We start from the raw sequence: 22,858 nt of genomic DNA, 5'->3' as shown, positions 1-22,858 counted from the left end.
AATTTTAACCTACGGATCCTTCTAAACTTATTTCTAATAATTTTTGAGCTTCAACAGCAAACTCCATTGGTAATTTATTTAATACTTCTTTGCTAAAGCCATTAACAATAAGTGCAATTGCTTTCTCTGTGTCTATACCACGTTGATTGCAATAGAAAATTTGGTCTTCTCCAATTTTACTTGTTGTTGCTTCGTGTTCTATTTTTGCTGTTTTGTTTTTTGCTTCTATATAAGGAAAAGTATGTGCACCACATTCATTACCCATTAATAAACTATCACATTGTGAAAAGTTACGTGCATTCTCTGCTCGAGAGCTAATTTGAACTAAGCCTCGATAGCTATTTTGCGATTTACCAGCAGAAATTCCTTTAGAAATTATAGTAGATTTTGTGTTCTTTCCAAGGTGAATCATTTTAGTTCCAGTATCTGCTTGCTGATAATTATTTGTAACAGCAATAGAGTAAAACTCACCAACAGAATTATCTCCTTTTAATATACATGAAGGGTATTTCCAAGTGATAGCAGACCCTGTTTCTACCTGAGTCCATGAGATTTTGGCGTTTTTCTCGCACAATCCTCTTTTAGTTACAAAGTTGTAAACGCCACCTTTACCTTCTGCATTTCCAGGATACCAGTTTTGAACGGTTGAATATTTAATTTCAGCATCATCTAAAGCAATTAACTCTACAACTGCAGCATGTAATTGATTTTCATCTCTACTTGGAGCTGTACAACCTTCAAGATAACTAACATAACTACCTTCGTCTGCAATTACAAGTGTTCTTTCAAATTGACCAGTTCCTGCTTGGTTAATTCTAAAATAAGTTGATAGCTCCATTGGGCAACGCACACCTTTTGGAATATAACAGAATGAACCATCACTAAATACAGCAGAATTTAGAGCTGCATAAAAATTGTCTTTTTGTGGGACAACAGTTCCTAAATATTTTTTAACTAATTCTGGGTGCTCCTTTATAGCTTCAGAAATACTCATGAAAATGATGCCTTTCTCCCCTAAAGTTTTCTTGAATGTAGTTGCTACTGAAACCGAATCTATAACGACATCCATAGCAACACCTGATAGTTTTTTTTGTTCATCGAGAGAAATTCCTAATTTCTCGAAAGTTGCTAATAATTCAGGGTCAACTTCGTCTAGACTGTCATATTTTGGTTTGCTATTTGGCGCCGAATAATAAGAAATACCTTGAAAATCTGGCTTTTTATAATGTACGTTTGCCCATTCTGGTTCAATCATGTCTTCCCAAGCACGAAATGCTTCTAATCGCCAATCGGTCATCCATTGGGGCTCTTCTTTCTTTTTAGAAATGGCTCGCACAATGTCTTCATTTAATCCATTGGGAAAGGTATCCGATTCTATATCGGTGTAAAAACCATATTCGTATTCTTTGGTTTTTAACTCCTCGCGAAGGTCATCTTCTGTATACTTCGACATATTGCTTTCTTAAATTTATAATGAAAATGATTCGCCACAACCACAAGTGCGGTTGGCGTTAGGATTGTTAAACACGAAACCTGTTCCGTTCAACCCCCCTGAATATTCTAAAGTAGTACCTATTAGGTATAAAAAGCTTTTTTTGTCTACAATGATTTTAATATCATTATCAACAAATACTTTATCTTCTTCTTGATTTTCTTTATCAAACTTTAAATCGTAAGACAACCCAGAACAACCACCGCTTTTCACTCCTACGCGAACATAATCTGTAGTAGGATTATAGCCATCATCAGTCATTAATTCGATGACTTTCTTCTTAGCTGTTTCAGAAACTTTTATCATATTTATTGAATTATATTTAGGAATGAATTAATAATATTTTATTAAGACAGTTTCTAAATAGAGAGCAAATATACAATATAAGTCATCGATTTCCATATAACCTAACATTATATTAATATATGGTTTTATAGTTTTTTGTTATTGATTGTTAAAGTCAGAATTATTGATAAATTCATAATCAGAAAGTGATAATAGAAATATTTTTAAAGCTGCTTTGTCTTGTGCTGAAAGTTGAACACCACCTTCAGCAACTTTCTTCATTAAAGGATCTATTGTAGAGGAGTTTTGCAAACCTTCGCTATAATGATTTATAACTTCTTCGAGTGTATTAAATCGTCCATCATGCATATAAGGCGCAGTAAATGCTAGATTCCTGAGGGAAGGGGATTTGAATTTTCCATTATCTGCAGGGTCTCCAGTAACAGCGCCTAAGCCTAAATCGATAAATGTGTCATCTAAGCCATTGTTATGAAAAATATTATCTGTCCATAGGGGGTTATTTTCACTACCATGGCAATGAAAGCAGTCACCTCTGTTTTCATCCATAAAAACATTAAAGCCTTCTTGTTCTTCTGGGGTGAGTGAAACTTTACCTAAAAGAAATTGATCGAATTTTGAATTTGATGAAATTAAAGTACGTTCAAACTGGGCGATGGCTTTTGTTACCAAAGTAGAGTCTATAGTTGAAGAGCCAAAAGCTTTATTAAAAAGATTTGGGTATTCTGAATGCTGTTGTAATTTTTCTTCTACCCGAGCCCAATTACTTGCCATTTCAGTTGGGTCTGTGACAGGAATAAAAGCCTGATGTTCTAGACTAAATGTGTTGCCATCCCAGAAAAACTTTTCATCATAATTCCAAGCCAAGTTGAATAGAGGCATGGAGTTGCGGTTTCCTAAACTTCCATCAATGCCATCACTAAACCTATCGGAATCTGAGAAGGCATTTTCTGGAGCATGACAATCGGCACATGCTTGGGAATTATCTGCAGATAAAATAGGGTCAAAAAATAATTTTTTACCTAATGCGATGCCTTCAACTGTTTGAGGGTTATCTATTGGAATAACGGGGTTTAGAATTTTGTTTTCAAAAAGCTGTGGAATATTTAGTGAACTTGGAGTAGCGATATAGACTTCCACACTTTCATTAGAACAAGATGTTATAATGAAAATAACAAGAATTAAGATATGTAATGTCCAACGTTTCAAGTTTTGATTATTCTATTGATTTTAAACTAAATACATTTTGACCGTTTTCAAACATCATAATTTGCGCGGGAGAATTTGGCATCAGCGATTGGCTGAATACATTTAAATCCCAGGTGTTGGGGTTTTTAAACCATTCGGCAATATTCATTTCAATATTAAATACTGTATTGCTGGTAATAGTGGTTGCGCCTAAATTAACGATTATAAAAGTATCTTGAGGGAATGTTGGGGTTGCTCCAGAATTATCCACTGCTCTAATGGTATGATAATTAAATCCTTGTTCGATGTTAGAACTGTTTAAAAATTTCCCATCAAATTGCATATAATGATAACCGCCACCCAGCATAGCAGGAACGAACCAAGAGGCAGAATTTAAATCTTGGTATGCAGCATCAATATTTTTTTCATTGGTAAAGCCGAAAGTGAATGAAACATTGGTGTATGTGTTAGTTGGGATTAATACTTCTGGTGAAAATTCTAAATTTTCGTTATTTGTTACATCAACCAAATTATACGCGTCAATAGTTAAAGACTCCCCTACGGAGTTAGTTAATGTAATGTCTGAAACTAAATAACGTAAGCGTTCTATGCTCAACATTTCACCATTCGCATTAATGAACTTAAGGTCGTTAAAATCTAAATTAGAAACAGGAATGCCATCCCAATTATGAGTTAAATTGAACCTAATGTTTGCCTTTGATACATTGTCATCATTGTCTGTATGGCATGAAATAAGCGTAATAAAAACAAACAGAAATATTGGAGCTACTTTATTCATTTATTGTGATAATTAGTAGGTCTGAAAAACCTTTATTTTCTGTAATATCTTCATTGGAACTACTAGTTTCTCCAACTACAACATAAGTGCCGTCATTTAATTGGGTGACATCGTTAGCAAAATCGATTTCAGTTCCACCAATTGTTTTTTGCCATTCTATGTTAGCGTTTGCATCTATTTTGATAACCCAGGCATCATTCTGACCTTTGTTTTCTATAAGATCTCCATTTGAACTTCTTGAATTACCGCTTAAAATAAAACCGCCATCTTGTGTTTTTGAAACAGCACTTCCGGAGTCAAAGTTGTTTCCACCTAAAGTTTTATCCCATATTTTGTCACCTGTATTGGTAATTTTAATGATCCATAAATCGGCAGCACCGTTGTTAAAAGAAACGTCGTTGTCGCTACTTCTAGTATTGCCAGCGATTAAATAATTTCCATCGTTAGTACTTGTTATACTATGGGCTTCATCAATTTCTGAACCACCAAAAGATTTTTCCCAAAGAAGAATCCCAGTTTCCGAAATTTTAATGATCCACATATCATAAGAACCTTTGTTGTCACTAATGTCAACATCATTGCTATCAGACGAACCAATAATTAAATAACCGTTGTCGGTGGTTTGGATGACATCATTAGGCGTGTCGGTAAATGTACCACCATAGAATTTACTCCATTGTTTAACGCCGTTAGAATCTAATTTGATAGCCCAGTAGTCACCTCCCGCATGCCTTTTTGAAGTTGAAAATTTACTATTTCCTTGGCCACCTGATGCGGTTACATCTAACTCACCAAGTAACAAAAACCCATTATCATTTGTTTCCAATATCGAAATGCCTCTGTCTAGACCTGAAAAGCCAAATGATTTTTCCCAAGAAATATTACCTGTTGCATCCAACTTAGTCACCCAAAAATCTTGAATTCCAGCATTTGCAGAAACATCTCCATCATTGCTGAAACTAAGACCAATTATAGCAAAACCATTATCTTCTGTTTGTATAATATCACTTCCTCTATCATTATCACTTCCTCCATAAGTTTTATTCCATTGAAGTTGATTGTTCAGGTCAAATTTTAATAGCCAATAATCAAAAGAATCATCCGTTTTGTTTTCAATATCTCCATCAGTACTTTGTGTATAACCAATAACGGCATAACCGCCATCATTAGTGCTTATTGCTTTATTTGCACTTTCATTTTTAGAACCTCCAAAAATTTTAATTGAAGAAACTTGAGCGTCCTTTTTGTTATTTCCTGAATCATCAGAAGAACAGCCTAAAAAGAAAGCCCAGATACAAAGTAGGATATATCTTTTTCTCTTTAACATAAAATACTTTGTTAGTTACTTTTTTTTACAACAAATAAACCACGGTTAATGTCGCTAATAATAATATTTCCGCTAGGGAAATAAGGATATATATTCCAAGCACCATCAAAATCGTTAAAATCGTTTTCAGGGTAAGTATCAAAAAAACCAATTTCTGACATAGTGTTAGATTCTAAATTAGAAATATCAATCATTCTCACACCAGCTCTATAATTAGCAAGATAAAACGTGTTTTCTTTTACATATCCATTGTGGTCAATGGCTGTTGTGGGTCCAGAATATTCCATGTGAAGACTAGGGTTATCTAAATCGGCGAAATCGTAAACTAAAGTTCTGGTCTTTTTTCCACTACCTTCATCACCTTCATCACCTGCAATAAAATATCTTTGATCATCTGTAAACCAACCTTGATGAGGTAGTGCAGGATTAGGATAAGAAATAGTACTTATTGGGATCACATTGTTTTTATCTGTAACATCTAATATCGTAAATAACCCAATGTAGACTTGACAGCCAATATAAATTTCACGGCCAGTATAATCTGTGTCAGGGCCATCGTAAGTTATAACTTGAGCATCATGTGAATATTGAGCTAAAGAATATCCTCCTTCATCAATTGGGGAAGTAGGGTTTAGGATATTAATAAAATGAGGCCCGCCATTAAAAGTATTAGCTCCAACTGCATAGGCATAACCACTTTGTTCGTTAATAACAATGTTATGTGCGCTCCCAAAACCTGCAAAATGATTATCACTAGTAAAGGTTTCTGGCGGATTAACAACGTTTCTTAGACGCGTTAAGTCAAATACCTGCATACCATGGTTTGTGGCTTCACTAACGATAAATGCATAATTGTTATAAACTTTAACATCACGCCAAACAGTACTTGAAGTTGCGGTAGGTAATTTACCTAGGTATATGGGTTGGTTAGGGATTGTTATATCTATAAAAGCGGTACCATTGTTTAAGCATAATAATGCATATTCACTCCCTGTCATTGTATCTGTCCATCCCCAAGAGTCATTTGCAGAACTTGCAATAAAGGTTTCCAAAGGAATACGAGACATTAAATCATAATCATTACATGGATAAATATCTGCAAAACCGTTAATGCAAGGTGCAAGTGGCGTATTAGGATCTACATAATCATCATCACATAAATCACCTATGCCATCGTTGTCTAGATCTTCTTGATTTGGATTAGCAATTAAAGGACAGTTATCGTTAATATCTAAAACGCCATCGTTGTCATCATCATCATCACACAAATCACCTAATCCATCATTATCCATATCTTCTTGATTTGGGTTTGCAATTAATGGGCAATTATCGGCAGGTTCTTCAATACCGTCGCTGTCACTATCAATGATTGGCACTATTTCAACGGGTTCATCATCACAAGATTGAAAGCATAAACTTAATATGCATGCAACGGTAAAGACTTTAAGTAGCTTAAAATATTGTTCAGTAAGGGTCATGGCTTTTTGTAATTTTTCTTTCTTTAAAACATAAGATATCTGGAGATATAGCTTTTTTATTTAAAACGAATAAAGCTTGTACTCTATTGCATTAAACAAACTTATCCAATATAAGTGAATTAAATAACAGCTTAAAGGTTTTAATGTTAAAAATTTATATGGTATTCTAATGAAGCTTCTTATTTTTGCGGCATGATAGAAGATAAAAATCAACAACGAACACCATTAAGCGAATTAGGGGAGTTTGCTCTTATAGCCCATTTAACAGAGCAATTTGAAATTAAGCAATCTTCAACAATAAAAGGAATTGGCGATGATGCAGCTGTCTTAAATTTTAAAAACAAAAAAATTGTTGTTACAACAGATTTGTTAGTAGAAAATGTTCATTTCGATTTAAGTTATATGCCTTTGAAGCATTTAGGCTACAAAGCCATTATGGTTAATTTATCCGATGTGTATGCAATGAATGCAACAGCGACTCAAGTTACTGTATCTGTGGCGGTATCTAATAGGTTTCCTATAGAAGCACTTGAAGATTTATATGAAGGAATTCAAACGGCTGCTAAAATCTATAATGTTGATTTAATTGGTGGAGACACGACATCTTCAACTACTGGATTGTTAATTTCTGTTACTGCAATTGGAGAAGTAGATGGTGAGGATGCGGTTTATAGAACTGGTGCAAAACCAAATGATTTATTAGTTGTTTCTGGTGATTTGGGTGCAGCCTATATGGGATTACAAGTTCTTGAAAGGGAGAAGGAAGTTTATAAAGTAAACCCTAACAGTCAACCAGATTTAGAATCTTATTCTTATATAATTGAGCGACAATTAAAACCAGAAGCTAGGAAAGATATTATTAAATTACTGAAAGATTTAGATGTTAAACCAACTTCGATGATAGATATAAGTGATGGGCTATCTTCTGAAATTTTGCATATATGCAAACAAAGCGATGTAGGTTGTGATGTGTATGAAGAAAAAATTCCTCTTGATCCCCAAGTAATTGCAACTTGTGAGGAATTTAATATAGACAGTACAACGGTTGCTTTAAATGGAGGTGAAGATTACGAATTATTGTTCTCTATATCTCAAGATGACTACCCTAAGATTAAGGCGAATCCGAGTTTAACGGTAATTGGACATATAGTTGATAAAAGTACAGGAATGCACTTAGTAACAAGGGCAGGTTCTAAAATTCCATTGAAAGCACAAGGTTGGAAAAACTTTTCTAGCTAACGGCTTGATAAGATTTACGGCGTAGTTTTTTATTATGAATTTTTTCGAGAACTGAATTAATCTCACGGTATTTTGGGGTAAGCTTCGTTAAATTTCCAGACTCATCTGTAGTGAATTGTTCTTGACACTGAACGCACTTAAATTCTTTAACGTGATACGTAATTTGTTTAGTCACTTTAAAATCATGACCAAAAAACGAACAATAAATGTTCTTCATATTTTATGCTATTAACTAATTATAAGGGAGTTAAATATATAAAATATTATTAAATATGCAATAATGTTAATTAGGCAGCGCTTGTACCATACATTCTTTCTCGCATTCTCATAAGTTTTTTACGATACATAAACTCTAAGATATCGTTTATTTCCTTAAAAGTTGCAGTTAATTCTGTTAGTTTGCCGTTGCTATTTGTGGTTAATTCCTTTTTACAATGGCTGCATTGATATTCTTTAACATGCTGCGTTACTTTCTTAGTTACGTGATAATCATGACCAAAAAAATTGCAGTACATTTTAGATGCAATGGTAGGTTTTTGTGTAGTTTTTTCCATGATATTTGATTTAAGGCGTGATAAACATAGTAAAAAAAATCAAATAATCGTTTAAAAGTAATTAATTTTCGATGAAATGCATAATATTTTGTAGGAATAAATCTTCGTTTTCGATTAACGACATATGTCCATCTGGAAATTTTACTACTTCTACCTCTGTTTTTTTAGCTTCTTCCAAGAGGGATTTATAATTTAAAGCAGGATCTTCTTTACTGGCAATCATTATTTTTTTGTGTTTAAAATTTTGAAGAATACCAGTTCTTCCTTCACGTATTTTCATGCCTTCAAGTGCGGCAATAATTCCCTGTAAAGGTGTTTTTAAAGCCTCATTAATAATGTTTGTAATTTCATTTTTTAGGTTGGTTTTCTTTTTCGGATTAAAAAGATTTGAAATAGCAATTCGAATAAATGTTTTATAGTCATGTTTTACCGCCACTATAGCGCGATCTCTATTTTTTTTCTTTTCGGCACTATCTGCTTTAGATGTAGAATTAACTAATGCGATACCTTTTGTTATGTTCGAATATTTTTGGGCAAAAGCTAATGCAACATAACCACCCATAGAATGACCAACTAGAAAAGCTTCTTCAATTTTCAGATGTTTTAAAGCCGCTTCAACAGCCTCTGCCATGGTTTCCATAGTATGGATATATCCCATGCAACCTGTTTTACCATGACCTAATAAATCAATGCAAATAATTCGATTATTTTTTGCTAATTCAGGAATAAATGGTTTCCAAATGGAATGGTTTTCTAAAAACCCGTGAAGAAATACAACAGCTTGTCCTAGGCCAGTATCGGTGTAAAAAATATCTACACCCTTGTACTCTAAAATCATGATTTCACTTTCTTAATAGCAGCAAAGGCTTTATCTACATAATCGTCTTCAACTAAAATAGTAAACTCGTTTGTGGTAGAAATAACTTCGTAAAGGACTACACCTTCCCAAGCTAAACGTTTAAAAAAGTGATAGTATAATCCTGCTATTTTCGAGTTGTCTTCTGGTAAATTAATGCTTATCGCTGTAAGGCCATCTTGAACAGCTAAAAATGTTTCACGCCTTAAATGTTCTAAAATAAAATCTTTTAAACTACTTGAAATAATAATATTACTTTCATGAATGCCACGTGTAAACGTATAAAATAATTTAGATTCAGAATTTATTTTTTCCAGAATCTTAGCATGATTATCTATTATTGTTTCCGAATTTTTTACTGTAAAGTCTGTTAGGTTAGAACGCACGGTAATATCGCCTAAATTCTGAATAACCTTTTTCATTTTAACCGAATTCGATAACGTAGGAGGTGGGTTATAGCGCCTCAATGCCATCATTATCGCACCTGGTTTCACATCCTTTTTTAGCATTTTACTTATTGGCTCGGTTAATTCAACCGCTAAAGCACTAAAGTTTATAATGTTTCTCGAAAGTGCTTCTTCCAAGTAAGGCTGGGTGATTAATATGTCTTCAACACAATTACTTACAGTTTTCATGTTAACTATTTAACAATATGTGTAAAAATAATCTATTTTTTTTAAAAATGCTGTAATTGAGTTAATGGATTATAATTTCGTAATCAAATTAAGTAGGATGAAAGTATTAAAATTTGGAGGTACTTCTGTAGGATCGGTTGAAAACATGTGTAATGTGAAGAACATTATAAATGATGGCACAAAGAAAGTCGTGGTGTTATCTGCTATGTCTGGTACTACTAATGCTTTGGTAGAAATTGCAAATTATATTTTGGTAAAGACACCAAACAAAGCCATTGATGCGATTAACAAATTACATGAATCTTATTTCAAGACCATTGATGTACTGCTTTCTAACGCGCAGTTAAATGAAGAAACGAAAGTTTGCGTTACAGGTATATTTAATTTTTTAGTAACATGTACTTATGATGATTATTCTAAAAAATTAGAGAATAATATTGTGGCTCAGGGCGAGTTGCTTTCAACATATATTTTTAATGCTTATTTGAATCAAGAAGGAATTAGTTCTGCTTTATTACCGGCATTAGAATTTATGCGCATAAACAGTATTAAGGAACCCGATCATTTTTATATAAAACAGCAGTTAAAAAATGTAATGGCCTCTGCTCCCGAAACAAATATTTATATAACCCAAGGATTTATTTGTTTAGATCAAAAAGGAGATATTTCAAACTTACAACGAGGAGGAAGTGATTATACTGCGACTATTGTTGGCGCTGCCATAAAAGCTCAAGAAGTAGAAATTTGGACAGATATAGATGGGATGCATAATAATGATCCTAGATATGTAGAAAACACAAACCCTATTTCAAACTTGTCGTTCGATGAGGCTGCCGAACTTGCATATTTTGGCGCAAAAATATTACACCCTCAAACCGTATTACCAGTTAGGGAAGATGGTATTCCTGTCCGTTTAAAAAACACGATGGTTCCAGAAGCTCATGGCACATTAATATCTAGCCAAACATCTGAGAATGGTATTAAAGCCATCGCCGCAAAAGACAATATTACCGCTATAAAAATTAAGTCTGGGCGCATGTTACAAGCACATGGTTTCTTAAAGAAGGTATTTGAGGTGTTTGAAGTTTATGAAACGTCCATAGATATGATCACAACTTCGGAAGTTGCTGTGTCACTTACTATTGATGACGATAGAAATTTGGATAAAATCATTTCTGAATTAGAGGAATTTGCAACTATAGAAGTTGATAGAGGACAAACAATTGTTTGCCTTGTTGGACATTCCATTGTGAATCATGAAAGTACTTTTAAGTTATTTCAAATTTTGAAAGATGTAAAAATTAGAATGATTTCTTACGGTGGAAGCAGAAATAATATTTCACTCTTAATTAACTCAAAAGATAAAATTACTACGCTGAACAAACTAAACGATTATTTATTTGAATTAGTCACTCTTTAAATTGCAAAATTTAGTATTGTTAGCAAAGGGTCGTTTTTTAAAACGGCCCTTTTATATTTTGAGAGATTATTTTTCAACTATTCATTATTTCCTCAATTTCGTCTACTTCAATTGGTATGTTTCGCATTAAATTAAAAGGGTCTCCTTTTTCTTGAATCACAACATCATCTTCTAGTCGAATCCCAAATCCTTCTTCTGGAATATAAATACCTGGTTCAACAGTAAAAACCATATTAGCTTGCATGGGTTCTGTTAAAATACCATAGTCATGAGTGTCAAGCCCCATATGGTGAGAAGTTCCATGCATAAAGTACTTTTTATAAGCTGGCCAGTCGGCGTTTTCATTTTGTATATCGGCTTTGTCTAATAAACCAAGACCTAACAATTCACTTGTCATTAGTTTGCCAACTTCAATATGATATGCTGTCCAATCTGTTCCTGGAACCAGCATTTTAGTGGCTTCATTTTTAACCTTATTTACGGCATTATACACTGCTTTTTGTCTTTCAGAGAATCTTCCAGAAACAGGAATAGTTCGCGTCATGTCACTTGAATAATTAGCGTATTCTGCTCCAACATCCATTAAAATTAAGTCTCCAGATTTACACTTTTGGTTGTTTTCTATGTAGTGCAATACGTTGGCATTATTTCCAGAGGCAACAATAGGCGTATAAGCAAATCCTTTTGAACGATTATTTAAAAACTCGTGCATAAATTCTGCTTCAATATTATATTCCCAAACCTCTGGTTTCACAAAATTTAAAATACGTCGAAATCCTTTTTCGGTAATATTGCAAGCTTGCTGGATTAATTCAATTTCAATAGTATCTTTTACAGAACGCAAGCGTTGTAAAATAGGATTGCTTTTGGCAACACTATGTGCCGGATATTTATTTTTAAGCCATTTAGTGAAACGGTCTTCACGTGTTTCTGTTTCAACGCTGGCGCGATAATGCTCATTGGTGTTAATATAAACAGTATCACATTGGGTCATAATTTCAAACATGATTTTTTCCATGTCCTGTAACCAATATACTGTTTTTACACCGCTAGTTTCAAACGCTTTTTCTTTAGTTAATTTTTCGCCTTCCCAAACCGCAATATGGTCGTTAGTTTCTTTTAAAAATAATATTTCTTTATGTTTTTCTTTTGGGCAATCAGGAAACAAAACCAAGATACTTTCTTCTTGATCCACACCACTTAAATATAAAATATCGCGATGTTGCTCGAAAGGCATAGTACTGTCTGCACTAATAGGGTATATATCGTTCGAATTAAAAACAGCCAAACTATTTGCTTTCATGTTGGAAGCAAAGTTTTTACGATTTTTTATAAAAAGGTCTTTGCTTATGGAATGGTATTTCATAATGTCTATTTTAGTGTGATAAAACTAATTAAAAGATTATTAATATTCTAAATCTTTAAGAGAAAACACTTTGGCTAATTAAATTCATTCTAAATAGTGAAAACAGGACATTTGTTATTTGCCTATAACTCGTCGCTAACCTACCTTTGTAAGAATCTTAAAATAACTTCTTAAAAATGAGCGGATTTTTTAAATCTTCGATTGGAAGAAAAGTAGCCATGGCGCTTTCTGCATTCTTCCTCATGTTTTTCTTAATAATTCATTTAGCAGTAAATATAACATCACTTTTTAGTGAAGATTTGTTTAACGATTTGTCCCATTTTATGGGAACAAATCCGCTAGTGCAATTTGCTTTACAACCGGTTTTAATATTTGGCGTAGTATTCCATTTTGTTATGGGATTTGTATTAGAGGTCAAAAACAAAAAGGCTAATGGCGTTAGTTATGCTAAAAATAATGGTGGCGCTAATTCTACTTGGATGAGTAGAAATATGATTTATAGTGGTTTGGTTATTCTAGCTTTTATCGTGTTACACTTTATTGATTTCTGGATTCCAGAATTAAACGTTAAATATTTAGCTGGTGATATGTCTGGACTTATAGAGGGCACTCAAAATTTCAGATATTTTGAAGAACTTACGCATAAGTTTCACAGTCATTTAAGGACAATTGCATACGTTGTTTCGTTCATTCTTTTAGGATTGCATTTAGCGCATGGATTTACATCTGCATTCCAATCAATGGGAGCTACAGCAGGTCGTAAAAAGAGACTTCAAAATATAGGTAAAGCATATTCTATTTTAATTCCGTTAGGTTTTATTATTATTGCTTTATTTCATCATCTTAAACACGTATTATCATAGCATATGGCAACTTTAGATTCAAAAGTACCTAAGGGTCCAATTAAAGATAAGTGGACAGATTATAAAAATAAAATTAACCTAGTTAACCCAGCAAATAAACGTCACATAGATATTATAGTTGTGGGTACAGGTTTGGCAGGAGGTTCTGCAGCAGCAACGCTTGCTGAGTTAGGCTATAATGTAAAAGCTTTTGCTTACCAAGATTCACCAAGACGCGCACATTCTATTGCAGCACAAGGTGGAATTAATGCAGCGAAGAACTATCAAGGTGATGGTGATTCAACGTATAGATTGTTTTATGATACTGTAAAAGGAGGTGATTATCGTTCGCGCGAAGCAAATGTATTTCGTTTAGCTGAAGTGTCTGCAAATATTATCGATCAATGTGTTGCTCAAGGTGTTCCTTTTGCACGTGATTACGGTGGATTATTAGATAACCGTTCTTTTGGTGGTGTATTGGTTTCTAGAACATTTTATGCTAAAGGACAAACAGGACAGCAGTTATTGTTAGGAGCTTATTCTGCAATGAATCGTCAAATAGCACGTGGTAAGATTGAAATGTTTAATCGTCATGAGATGTTAGATGTTGTTAAAGTTGATGGAAAAGCAAGAGGTATTATTGCTAGAAACTTAATTACAGGAGAGATAGAAAGACATTCTGCTCATGCCGTAGTGGTTGCTTCGGGTGGTTACGGAAACGTATATTTCTTATCTACAAATGCTATGGGTAGTAATGTAACTGCGGCATGGAAAATTCATAAAAAAGGGGCTTATTTTGCAAACCCATGTTACACTCAAATTCACCCTACGTGTATTCCGCGTTCGGGAGATTATCAGTCTAAATTAACTTTGATGTCCGAATCGTTACGTAACGACGGGCGTATTTGGGTGCCTAAAAATCTAGAAGATGTAAAAGCAATTCGTGAAGGCAGTAAAAAGCCTACCGATTTGTCTGAAGAAGAAAGAGATTATTTCTTAGAAAGGCGTTATCCAGCATTTGGGAATTTAGTTCCTAGAGATGTTGCATCTAGAGCGGCAAAAGAGCGATGTGATGCTGGTTTTGGCGTAAATGCAACTGGCGAAGCGGTGTATTTAGATTTTGCTTCAGCTTTTGAACGTTATGGAAAAGAACAAGCAAAGATTCATAATATTTCAAATCCTTCTAAAGAGAAGATATACGAATTAGGTCAGGCCATAGTTGAGGCAAAATATGGAAACCTTTTTCAAATGTATGAGAAGATTATAGATCAAAATCCATACAAAACCCCAATGATGATTTATCCAGCAGTACATTATACTATGGGTGGTGTTTGGGTTGATTATAACTTAATGACTTCGGTTCCTGGATTGTATTGTATAGGAGAGGCTAATTTTTCTGATCACGGGGCAAACAGACTTGGAGCTTCTGCATTAATGCAAGGTTTAGCAGATGGTTACTTTGTATTGCCATATACAATTGGTGATTATTTAGCTGATGATATTAGAACTGGAGAAATTCCAACGGACTCTAAAGAGTTTGATGAAGCTGAAAAAGAAGTAAAAGACAAAATTGATTTCTTTGTTAATAATAAAGGAACGAAGTCGGTTGATTATTTCCACAAAAAGCTTGGAAAAGTTATGTGGGATAAATGTGGAATGTCAAGGAATGCGACAGGTTTGAAAGAAGCGATGGTTGAAATAAAAGCCATTCGTGAAGAGTTTTGGAAAGAAGTGTCTGTTCCTGGATCAGCGAACGAAATGAACCCCGAACTTGAAAAAGCAGGTCGTGTTGCAGATTTCTTAGAGTTAGGAGAGTTATTTGCTAAAGATGCATTAACAAGAGAAGAATCTTGTGGTGGACATTTTAGAGAAGAATCTGCGGAAGAATCTGGACCACAAAAAGGAGAAGCAAAACGAAATGATAAAGATTACGCTTTTGTTTCAGCTTGGGAATATAAAGGAGAACCCGCAGATGCGGTTTTACATAAGGAAGAATTAGAATTTAAAGATATTGAACTTAAACAACGTTCATACAAATAAGATTGACAATATGAATTTAACACTTAAAATTTGGAGACAAAAAGACTCAAATACAAAGGGTCAAATGGTCGATTATAAAGTAACTGATATTTCAGAACACATGTCATTTCTTGAAATGATGGATGTGTTGAATGAACAGTTAGTAAATTCTGGAGAAGACCCAGTAGCTTTCGATCATGATTGTCGCGAAGGAATTTGCGGGATGTGTTCTATGTATATTAATGGTGAAGCGCATGGTCCGGATAGAGGCATTACAACATGTCAATTGCATATGCGTATGTTTAACGACGGAGACACTATAACCATCGAGCCGTTTAGAGCTGCAGCTTTTCCTGTAATTAAAGATTTAGTAGTAGATAGAATGGCTTTTGAGCGTATTCAACAAGCTGGAGGTTACATTTCGGTAAACACTTCAGGAAATACTCAAGATGCTAATTCACTCCCAATTTCAAAACATGCAGCAGATGAAGCTATGGATGCTGCAACTTGTATTGGTTGTGGTGCTTGTGTAGCGACTTGTAAAAACTCTAGTGCTATGTTATTTGTTGGTGCTAAAGTATCTCAATATGCTTTATTACCACAAGGTCAAGTTGAAGCAGCAGACCGTGTTAAAAACATGGTAGCGCAGATGGACTTAGAAGGGTTTGGAAACTGTACCAATACTGGTGCTTGCGAGGTTGAATGTCCTAAAGGAATTTCTTTAGATAATATTGCACGTATGAATAGAGAACTTATGAAGGCTTCTATTTAGAACATAATTTAATAAATTGAAAAGCTCATATCATTTTGTGGTATGAGCTTTTTGTTTTTGATGACACAACAGTATCAAAATTCAAATGAGTTTTTAAAAAAAATGTATCTTGGGCAATTCATTAGAATACTTATAAATGTCTAAAATATATTATCTCTTCCTGGTTTGTTTTTTATCTGAGAATTTTAGTTTTTCTCAAAGTTGTTTTAGTAAATCATCTTTATTACAACATGTTAAGACATTATCATCTGATAGTTTTGAAGGAAGAAGAACGGGAACAGAAGGCGCTATTAAGACTAAAAAATATATTATAAATCAGTTCTATAGTTTAAAAGTTAAGCCATTAGGAAAGACATTTGAGCAATCATTTTCTTTCTCACAACATAGGAAGGATTATCAAGGTACTAATGTTTTAGGCTTTATTAAGGGAACTGTAAAACCAGAAAAGTACATTGTTATTAGTGCACATTACGACCATGAAGGTGTCAAACTCGAACGTATTTATAATGGTGCCGATGATAATGCTTCTGGTGTATCTGCCTTATTTAGTTTTGCTGAACATTTTAAAGAGCATCCGCCTAAGCATTCAGTAATATTAGCTGCTTTTGACGCTGAAGAATTAGGACTTCAAGGGTCTAAGTATTATGTAAAACACCCTTTAGTTCCATCGAGACAAATTATTGCTAATGTTAATATGGATATGATTAGTAGAAGTGATAAAAAAGAATTGTTTGCGGTTGGTACGTCATTTAATGAAAATTTAAAAAGTGTCGTAAAAAGTTATAAATCAACATGCTCAAAAGTTAAACTTATAACAGGACATGATGGATACGATGGCCTAGATAATTGGACATATTCTTCAGACCATGCATCATTTTATAAAGCGGGAATCCCATTTCTTTATTTTGGTGTTGAAGATCATGAAGATTATCATGAACCAACAGATGATTATGACAATATTCATCCAGAATTTTATGCCGAAGCTGTTAATCTTATTATATCTATTTTCAAGAAAATAGATAACTCTTCATTTTAAAAATAAGCTTTCAACTGTATTGAACCTGTGTGAATTGTTTTACTGGATTCAGTTTTTCTTCCAAAATAACTAAGATTAAGATCTAAGAAATTAGTTAGTTTTTTTTGAGCTAATAAGGTCCAAGTAAAGTTTTTTCCTGGTTGCAACCCTTCTAACATTTGGTAGGCAACTGGAGTGTTTGCATTACCAGAAAAGTTATTTGAAAAATAATTAACTTCACCATTAATAGCACCTTTTTCATTTTTTGAAAAATTAAAAGAAATACCGTACTTCTGCTGGGACAAAGATTCTAGATTCCCAATGGTATTATCCTTATTTGCTTGTTCATAGAATACATCGAACCTTGAATTATCACTAAACAAATAAGATAATTTTGGATTCAAACTGGTTTCATCAAAATTATAGTTTCTACTCGCAAAATTTTCACTAATACTTTCGTTATTATCAAAACTTGACGTTAAACTAATAAGCCAACTTTCACCCATTTTATGGATAAAATTGAATTGATGACTTTTTAAATTGTTTTCAATAAAACCAATAGATAAAACATTTCTAGATTGATTGGAGAGATATGTGTAAGAGGTGGTGTAACGTTGTTTTGCGCGATTATAAAAAAGAACATTTCTAAAATTTAATTGAAGTGCCAATTGGTTTTCTGGATTGTTCTCAAAAGGGTTCAAATTAAAACTTGTGCCTTCACGTTTCAGCTTTCTATCAATTAAATAACTTGTTTGATTATAAAAATGAGACCAAAATTTTTGAGATCTTTTTTCACTTCCAGACCATTGAGTTGGGTTGATTGTAAGAGTTTGACTTAACCTATTTTGATGTGTTTTTATAAAAACACGATTAGGTAACAACACACGTATATATTTGCCTTCATCTTGAAATTGAGCTATTTCAAATTCTTCTAATTCTTGTATGCCATTGTTGTTATAATCAATCCAAGTATAGATTCCTTGTCCAGCTTCAACTTCAACATACGTAAAATCTTGTTGTGGAAGTGTACCAGAATTGGTTTCGAAAATAGTATTCCAAATGATAATTTGATTAAAGAGTTTTTGATTATACTGCAACCTTGAATTCACAGATTGTTCATTGTCTATGCTGGCATCTTCATTTTTTAAATTCCTATAGTTAGCATACAATGAAAGATTGGTTTGCTTGTTCTTTATCAATCTAGAATTCAAATAAAAGGTGTTAGAAGTATTAACTTTTTGTAGTTCGTTATTTCGAATACTATCATTTACCCGGTTTTTGTAGCCTACTTGAACAAATGCTTTAGTACTATCTCCAACACCAGTAAAAACCTCATAAGATTTGAATTTTTGACTAAGCGGTGTTAATGTTTGTGTTGGAACGTCTTCTTGTTCATTGTCCTCAATAGCCAATTTTGTGCCCACCCATGATTTTTTAAAACTGTAGGAGAGTACATTTTCAGACCTTAAAAAAGTGGAATTATTTTGATTCGATTTTGCAGATAAAAAGCTAGAATTAGATCGAAATATAAACTTGTTTAGAATCAAATTAGCACTAGCTACATGTCTATTACCATTGAAACCTTCAGAAAAATTCAAATGCTCAAATTGGTACGTCAAACTGCCTTTTTTTGGATGATAAGCTTGTAAACCGGAATAAATTAATTTTTGATTCCCTAAACCAATAGCTATTTGATTACTATTTGGCTGTTGGTCTAAATTCCAATCTCGATTAAATTCAGGATTATACAATCCTTGAATATTTCTATAATTAGACTCAATAAAATCAATATCAATAAATGCTTTTAAGGTCCACGAACTATCGTTTTTTACAATAGCTTGCTCAACCTTGAGTTTTCCAGCAAAACCTTCGTTATCATCGTCACCAATATCAGAAAATAGATTTAGATCGTTTTTACTGCCAGAAGCTTCAAAGCGAATTTTGGTTTTATTATTTGGTTTGTATTCACCATTTAAAACTGCAATTTGAAGTTGTGTTGGAGCAACTAGTTGTACAACAGGAGCATAATTACCTTGCGAAACACCGACATACTCAAAGATATTATTGATGGCATTAATACTGCTTAAGTTATAGTCGCCTTGATTATCGCCAACCAGAGTAAAAGTTACTCTATAAAGTTCATCATCTGGGTTATTGGAAAAAACAAAAGCTTCAGCACCATTAATTAGCTCTTTTTTGTATAATATTCTGTTTTCGTTTAGTGCCTCTAAAACTTCAGAAGGGGCTACCATTAAACTTCTATCATCTCCGGCACTCGAAAGTATTTGAACTTGTTCTTCCGATAAATTTTGTTGCAAAGGTTGGTTTTTCGAGTCGTTTTCAGAATATACGGAAACACCAATTTTTAAATTTTCGGTTTCATAATTTCCGCCACCATAAACTACTAGACGCGAGTAATTGCGATCGCTAAATTGATAGTCTACCGTAATACGCATTTCGGAAGTGATAGGAAAGGTGGAATTAAATATAATCTCTCCAGCGTTATAATCAATAATATAATCTTTGTCCTCACCTCTTTCTGCAGTTACGCCATTTACGTAAACGGTTTCACTACCAGATACTATAAGCACAAATAATTCGCCGTTTGGTCCTAGCAGTTTATATGGGCCTTGGTTTCCTTCTTGAGCTGTAAATTGACTTGTAGTAAATTGACCTCTTACTAGTGCGCCGGCAGCAAATACATTAGTTTGTTGTTCACTACCTAAATTAGCATTAACAAATAGCCCTTGAACACGTTTTGAAAACTCTGCAAAATAGGAATTGGAGTTTTGTAAATCAATGTCTCCAGCACGAATGTTCCATCGGTCGCTATACAATTCTATAAATACTTGATCAAATTCATCTAGTCGTTGCGAATAACCACTTTCTTGTAATGGGATATTAGCATCTTGGATGGATGCTCGAAGAGAAACTTTGTCGTTCAATTTTCCTGTAATTTGAAGATCAAGCTCACTATTTAAAACAGAATTTTGATTATTACCAATAGTAACACCACGTGAGATACTTCCAGAAGTTGTCAAGCCATCAAAAGGAATGAAATTTTTGGAATTATTAGATTCAGAAAGTTTGTAAAGCTTTTGAAGATTATCGGTATTCTCAACAATAATATTCTCGTCTAATTGCTTGTAAGTCTTAGTTAGAAAATCTGGAAACTTTAAATAATTTACAATTATAGAATCCGTTTCTAAAGGTTTTTTAAAGGTTAAAATACTCTTAACAAAATCAACATGATAAAATGAAGTGTCGAGTAATGCGCCTTGTTTTGTTTTAAGTTCAAAATAGTTAGAATTAATACTAACACTATCTATTTTAATCGAATCCTTTACAGCAATTTTCTTGGTTTTATAGTTTGAAGTTTTACTTTGAGCGGAAACACAAAAACTAAGTAGAAAAAGAAAAAAAGTAACTATAAATTTCATTTGATACTTAAACTGTATTTCGTTTAAAATATTTTGTTGATAGCTTCGTTAAAACTCCTGATATATTTAATAGTGTAAATGTAACGCATTATTTATTTTAGCTGAAATCAATTCACTTTTTAAAAAGGTGTATTGTCCCGACTGAAGTCGGATTCTTTTAAAACTGTAATTTAAAATTAATGAAAATTATATCCTATAACGTAAACGGTATTCGAGCAGCCATTAATAAAGGTTTTGTCGATTGGCTAATAGGTGCCAATCCAGACGTAATATGTTTACAAGAAATTAAGGCGTTAAAAGAACAATTAGATCTGAGTCTTTTTGAAGAGGCAGGCTATAAATATCATTATTGGTTTAGCGCACAAAAAAAAGGGTATAGCGGCGTGGCTATTTTAAGTAAGACAGAGCCTAACCATGTTGAATACGGCACAGGAATAGAATCTATGGATTTTGAAGGGCGTAATTTACGTGCCGATTTCAATGGCGTATCTGTTATGAGCTTATACTTGCCATCTGGAACAAATGATGCGCGATTAAATCATAAATTAGAGTATATGGATATGTTTCAGAATTATATTAACAAGTTAAGAGCAGACATTCCAAAGATAGTAATTTGTGGCGATTATAATATTTGCCATGAAGAAATGGACATTCACAATCCTAAAATGAAAGGTGTTTCTGGGTTTTTACCTGTAGAACGTGAGTGGATTGGTAGTTTTATTGAAAGTGGATTTATTGATTCTTTCCGTTATATAAACCCTGAATTGCAACAGTATAGTTGGTGGAGTTACCGTGCTAATGCCAGAGCAAATAATAAAGGTTGGAGATTAGATTATGCTATGGTGTCTAAGCCTTTACAAGAAAGTATAAAAAGAGCCGTTATACTGACTGAAGCAAAACATAGCGACCATTGTCCTATTCTAGTAGAAATTGAAAATTAATAGTATTTATAAAACAATAACAAATGAACCCGAACAAAATGATTAAAAAAAGCGTATTTACATTATTTGCACTTGTCGTTTTAGCGTCTTGCGTTTCTCCAAAAGTATATAAAGAATTGGAGGCGAAATATGCCAATCTAAAAAACGAAAACAGAAAACTTTCTAATGAAAATGAAACCTTATTAAGCGCAAAAAACGCAGCAGAAAACGAACTAAAACAAATTCAAGCAGCTTATGAGGAAGCACTTGCAAATCGCGATAAATTACAAGCCGATTATAATGCAACCAAGGCTAATTTCGATAATTTAAAATCATCTTACGATGCATTGGAAGCTAATAGTTCTGCAGCTATAGCAGAGAACTCGAAGAAGAACAGAGAGTTATTAGCGCAACTTGAGGCAAAAGAGCAAGCATTAGCAGCAGAAAATGCACGCTTAGAAAAACTTAAAAAAGAATTGGAAGATAGGTCTAATCGTGTTGCAGAATTAGAGAATGTTATTGCATCTAAAGATGCTGCAATGACAGCTTTAAAAGATGCTATTTCTAGAGCACTAACCGATTTTGAAGGTAAAGGTCTCACTGTAGAACAACGCGATGGAAAAGTCTATGTTTCAATGGAAAACAAATTACTATTTAGCTCAGGTAGTTGGTCAGTAGGCAGTGAAGGTCGAAGAGCTGTTGAGCAATTGGGCAGTGTGTTAGGAGATAATCCAGATATTGCTGTGTTAATTGAAGGACATACAGACAATGTTCCGTACAAAGGTTCGGGTCAATTAAGTGGTAACTGGGATCTGTCGACCAAACGAGCTACAGCTATTGTAAATATATTACGAGAAAATGCGACCATTAACCCAGAAAATCTAACAGCAGCTGGTCGAGGTGAATTTGCACCAATTGCTTCAAACGATTCTGCGGAAGGAAAAGCCAAAAACAGACGAATAGAGGTTGTTTTAACACCTAAGTTGGATGAGCTTTCTAAATTGTTAAACGAGTAGTAAAAGTTTTTGGGCGTTACCCAAGGGTCGAGCTGCAGTTTATCTTGAGCGAAGCCTAAAGATTACAATCTTTTGTTCGTTAATCACAAAAGGATTTCCTCCGCAATCCCTAACGCATAAAAAACCTTTAATAGCACTAATAGCTTTTAGAGGTTTTTTATCTTTACGTTTCGTCAA

The 22,858-nt window shown here is 33.6% G+C and carries 20 protein-coding genes; 8 read left to right on the top strand and 12 right to left on the bottom strand.

Annotation, left to right across the window (positions count from 1 at the left end; genetic code table 11):
• Positions 1 to 4 precede the first annotated feature (4 nt).
• The 6 genes from sufB to AC2D6V_RS02670 form a co-directional block, all read right to left on the bottom strand.
• The gene (gene sufB / locus AC2D6V_RS02695; protein WP_484646504.1) at positions 5 to 1,453 is read right to left on the bottom strand and encodes a Fe-S cluster assembly protein SufB; all 1,449 of its coding nucleotides are present in this window, start codon (positions 1,451 to 1,453) and stop codon (positions 5 to 7) included.
• Between the two features lie 15 nt (positions 1,454 to 1,468).
• Positions 1,469 to 1,798 carry a HesB/IscA family protein gene (locus AC2D6V_RS02690; protein ID WP_484646503.1) on the bottom strand — a complete coding sequence of 110 codons (330 nt, stop codon included), beginning with the start codon at positions 1,796 to 1,798 and terminating at the stop codon, positions 1,469 to 1,471.
• A gap of 138 nt (positions 1,799 to 1,936) precedes the next feature.
• The gene (locus AC2D6V_RS02685) at positions 1,937 to 3,004 is read right to left on the bottom strand and encodes a cytochrome-c peroxidase (protein WP_484646502.1); all 1,068 of its coding nucleotides are present in this window, start codon (positions 3,002 to 3,004) and stop codon (positions 1,937 to 1,939) included.
• A gap of 7 nt (positions 3,005 to 3,011) precedes the next feature.
• Positions 3,012 to 3,782: an MbnP family protein gene (locus tag AC2D6V_RS02680; RefSeq protein WP_484646501.1), complete on the bottom strand. Its 771-nt coding sequence runs from the start codon at positions 3,780 to 3,782 to the stop codon at positions 3,012 to 3,014.
• The gene (locus AC2D6V_RS02675; RefSeq protein WP_484646500.1) at positions 3,775 to 5,109 is read right to left on the bottom strand and encodes a hypothetical protein; all 1,335 of its coding nucleotides are present in this window, start codon (positions 5,107 to 5,109) and stop codon (positions 3,775 to 3,777) included. The genes AC2D6V_RS02680 and AC2D6V_RS02675 overlap by 8 nt, the downstream gene beginning before the upstream one ends.
• 11 nt (positions 5,110 to 5,120) lie before the next feature.
• A complete protein-coding gene (locus AC2D6V_RS02670) occupies positions 5,121 to 6,587 on the bottom strand; it encodes a choice-of-anchor B family protein (protein ID WP_484646499.1) in 1,467 nt (488 codons plus the stop codon).
• Between the two features lie 192 nt (positions 6,588 to 6,779).
• Here AC2D6V_RS02670 and thiL point away from each other — a divergent pair, with 192 nt between their 5' ends.
• Positions 6,780 to 7,826, top strand: a complete 1,047-nt coding sequence (thiL, locus tag AC2D6V_RS02665; protein ID WP_484646498.1) for a thiamine-phosphate kinase — start codon at positions 6,780 to 6,782, stop codon at positions 7,824 to 7,826.
• Here thiL and AC2D6V_RS02660 read toward each other — a convergent pair.
• The 4 genes from AC2D6V_RS02660 to AC2D6V_RS02645 all read right to left on the bottom strand — a co-directional run bounded on the left by AC2D6V_RS02660 (position 7,819) and on the right by AC2D6V_RS02645 (position 9,871).
• The gene (locus AC2D6V_RS02660; RefSeq protein WP_484646497.1) at positions 7,819 to 8,043 is read right to left on the bottom strand and encodes a hypothetical protein; all 225 of its coding nucleotides are present in this window, start codon (positions 8,041 to 8,043) and stop codon (positions 7,819 to 7,821) included. The genes thiL and AC2D6V_RS02660 overlap by 8 nt on opposite strands.
• Before the next feature lie 70 nt (positions 8,044 to 8,113).
• Positions 8,114 to 8,380: a hypothetical protein gene (locus AC2D6V_RS02655; RefSeq protein ID WP_484646496.1), complete on the bottom strand. Its 267-nt coding sequence runs from the start codon at positions 8,378 to 8,380 to the stop codon at positions 8,114 to 8,116.
• Between the two features lie 61 nt (positions 8,381 to 8,441).
• Positions 8,442 to 9,218, bottom strand: coding sequence for an alpha/beta fold hydrolase (locus AC2D6V_RS02650; protein WP_484646495.1), 777 nt, complete (start codon positions 9,216 to 9,218; stop codon positions 8,442 to 8,444).
• Positions 9,215 to 9,871, bottom strand: coding sequence for a hypothetical protein (locus AC2D6V_RS02645; protein WP_484646494.1), 657 nt, complete (start codon positions 9,869 to 9,871; stop codon positions 9,215 to 9,217). The genes AC2D6V_RS02650 and AC2D6V_RS02645 overlap by 4 nt, the downstream gene beginning before the upstream one ends.
• Positions 9,872 to 9,968: 97 nt before the next feature.
• On the opposite strand from AC2D6V_RS02645, the gene AC2D6V_RS02640 reads away from it, so the two are divergent.
• Positions 9,969 to 11,291 (top strand): aspartate kinase, encoded by a 1,323-nt coding sequence (locus AC2D6V_RS02640; RefSeq protein ID WP_484646493.1) that lies wholly within the window; start codon positions 9,969 to 9,971, stop codon positions 11,289 to 11,291.
• A 73-nt stretch (positions 11,292 to 11,364) separates the two neighbouring features.
• Here the strand turns inward: AC2D6V_RS02640 and AC2D6V_RS02635 are convergent, their stop codons facing one another.
• Positions 11,365 to 12,657, bottom strand: coding sequence for an aminopeptidase P family protein (locus AC2D6V_RS02635; RefSeq protein WP_484646492.1), 1,293 nt, complete (start codon positions 12,655 to 12,657; stop codon positions 11,365 to 11,367).
• Between the two features lie 176 nt (positions 12,658 to 12,833).
• On the opposite strand from AC2D6V_RS02635, the gene AC2D6V_RS02630 reads away from it, so the two are divergent.
• From AC2D6V_RS02630 to AC2D6V_RS02615, 4 genes are all read left to right on the top strand, one after another.
• Positions 12,834 to 13,520 (top strand): succinate dehydrogenase cytochrome b subunit, encoded by a 687-nt coding sequence (locus AC2D6V_RS02630; RefSeq protein WP_484646491.1) that lies wholly within the window; start codon positions 12,834 to 12,836, stop codon positions 13,518 to 13,520.
• A 3-nt stretch (positions 13,521 to 13,523) separates the two neighbouring features.
• Positions 13,524 to 15,539 carry a fumarate reductase/succinate dehydrogenase flavoprotein subunit gene (locus AC2D6V_RS02625; RefSeq protein ID WP_484646490.1) on the top strand — a complete coding sequence of 672 codons (2,016 nt, stop codon included), beginning with the start codon at positions 13,524 to 13,526 and terminating at the stop codon, positions 15,537 to 15,539.
• A 10-nt stretch (positions 15,540 to 15,549) separates the two neighbouring features.
• Positions 15,550 to 16,290: a succinate dehydrogenase/fumarate reductase iron-sulfur subunit gene (locus AC2D6V_RS02620; RefSeq protein ID WP_484646489.1), complete on the top strand. Its 741-nt coding sequence runs from the start codon at positions 15,550 to 15,552 to the stop codon at positions 16,288 to 16,290.
• Between the two features lie 136 nt (positions 16,291 to 16,426).
• On the top strand, positions 16,427 to 17,326 hold the full coding sequence (locus AC2D6V_RS02615) for a M28 family peptidase (protein ID WP_484646488.1): 900 nt from the start codon (positions 16,427 to 16,429) through the stop codon (positions 17,324 to 17,326).
• Here AC2D6V_RS02615 and AC2D6V_RS02610 read toward each other — a convergent pair.
• Entirely contained in the window at positions 17,323 to 20,745 is a 3,423-nt protein-coding gene (locus tag AC2D6V_RS02610) for a hypothetical protein (RefSeq protein ID WP_484646487.1), read from the bottom strand. The genes AC2D6V_RS02615 and AC2D6V_RS02610 overlap by 4 nt on opposite strands.
• Before the next feature lie 179 nt (positions 20,746 to 20,924).
• Between AC2D6V_RS02610 and AC2D6V_RS02605 the strand changes: the two genes are divergently transcribed.
• Together AC2D6V_RS02605 and AC2D6V_RS02600 are read left to right on the top strand one after the other, a co-directional pair.
• The gene (locus AC2D6V_RS02605; protein WP_484646486.1) at positions 20,925 to 21,686 is read left to right on the top strand and encodes an exodeoxyribonuclease III; all 762 of its coding nucleotides are present in this window, start codon (positions 20,925 to 20,927) and stop codon (positions 21,684 to 21,686) included.
• A gap of 38 nt (positions 21,687 to 21,724) precedes the next feature.
• Entirely contained in the window at positions 21,725 to 22,681 is a 957-nt protein-coding gene (locus AC2D6V_RS02600; protein ID WP_484647507.1) for an OmpA family protein, read from the top strand.
• The last annotated feature ends 177 nt before the right edge of the window (positions 22,682 to 22,858 follow it).

This window comes from Algibacter sp. YIN40 (assembly GCF_057219435.1).
The sequence above is the reverse complement of the archived record's forward strand: the minus strand, read 5'-3'. Positions and strand labels throughout refer to the sequence as shown.

Bases quoted from the DNA above. Each gene is read 5' to 3' on its own strand.
- sufB (WP_484646504.1), bottom strand. From the start codon at position 1,453: ATGTCGAAGTATACAGAAGATGACCTTCGCGAGGAGTTAAAAACCAAA.
- AC2D6V_RS02690 (WP_484646503.1), bottom strand. From the start codon at position 1,798: ATGATAAAAGTTTCTGAAACAGCTAAGAAGAAAGTCATCGAATTAATG.
- AC2D6V_RS02680 (WP_484646501.1), bottom strand. From the start codon at position 3,782: ATGAATAAAGTAGCTCCAATATTTCTGTTTGTTTTTATTACGCTTATT.
- AC2D6V_RS02675 (WP_484646500.1), bottom strand. From the start codon at position 5,109: ATGTTAAAGAGAAAAAGATATATCCTACTTTGTATCTGGGCTTTCTTT.
- AC2D6V_RS02670 (WP_484646499.1), bottom strand. From the start codon at position 6,587: ATGACCCTTACTGAACAATATTTTAAGCTACTTAAAGTCTTTACCGTT.
- thiL (WP_484646498.1), top strand. From the start codon at position 6,780: ATGATAGAAGATAAAAATCAACAACGAACACCATTAAGCGAATTAGGG.
- AC2D6V_RS02660 (WP_484646497.1), bottom strand. From the start codon at position 8,043: ATGAAGAACATTTATTGTTCGTTTTTTGGTCATGATTTTAAAGTGACT.
- AC2D6V_RS02655 (WP_484646496.1), bottom strand. From the start codon at position 8,380: ATGGAAAAAACTACACAAAAACCTACCATTGCATCTAAAATGTACTGC.
- AC2D6V_RS02650 (WP_484646495.1), bottom strand. From the start codon at position 9,218: ATGATTTTAGAGTACAAGGGTGTAGATATTTTTTACACCGATACTGGC.
- AC2D6V_RS02645 (WP_484646494.1), bottom strand. From the start codon at position 9,871: ATGAAAACTGTAAGTAATTGTGTTGAAGACATATTAATCACCCAGCCT.
- AC2D6V_RS02640 (WP_484646493.1), top strand. From the start codon at position 9,969: ATGAAAGTATTAAAATTTGGAGGTACTTCTGTAGGATCGGTTGAAAAC.
- AC2D6V_RS02635 (WP_484646492.1), bottom strand. From the start codon at position 12,657: ATGAAATACCATTCCATAAGCAAAGACCTTTTTATAAAAAATCGTAAA.
- AC2D6V_RS02630 (WP_484646491.1), top strand. From the start codon at position 12,834: ATGAGCGGATTTTTTAAATCTTCGATTGGAAGAAAAGTAGCCATGGCG.
- AC2D6V_RS02625 (WP_484646490.1), top strand. From the start codon at position 13,524: ATGGCAACTTTAGATTCAAAAGTACCTAAGGGTCCAATTAAAGATAAG.
- AC2D6V_RS02620 (WP_484646489.1), top strand. From the start codon at position 15,550: ATGAATTTAACACTTAAAATTTGGAGACAAAAAGACTCAAATACAAAG.
- AC2D6V_RS02615 (WP_484646488.1), top strand. From the start codon at position 16,427: ATGTCTAAAATATATTATCTCTTCCTGGTTTGTTTTTTATCTGAGAAT.
- AC2D6V_RS02610 (WP_484646487.1), bottom strand. From the start codon at position 20,745: ATGAAATTTATAGTTACTTTTTTTCTTTTTCTACTTAGTTTTTGTGTT.
- AC2D6V_RS02605 (WP_484646486.1), top strand. From the start codon at position 20,925: ATGAAAATTATATCCTATAACGTAAACGGTATTCGAGCAGCCATTAAT.
- AC2D6V_RS02600 (WP_484647507.1), top strand. From the start codon at position 21,725: ATGATTAAAAAAAGCGTATTTACATTATTTGCACTTGTCGTTTTAGCG.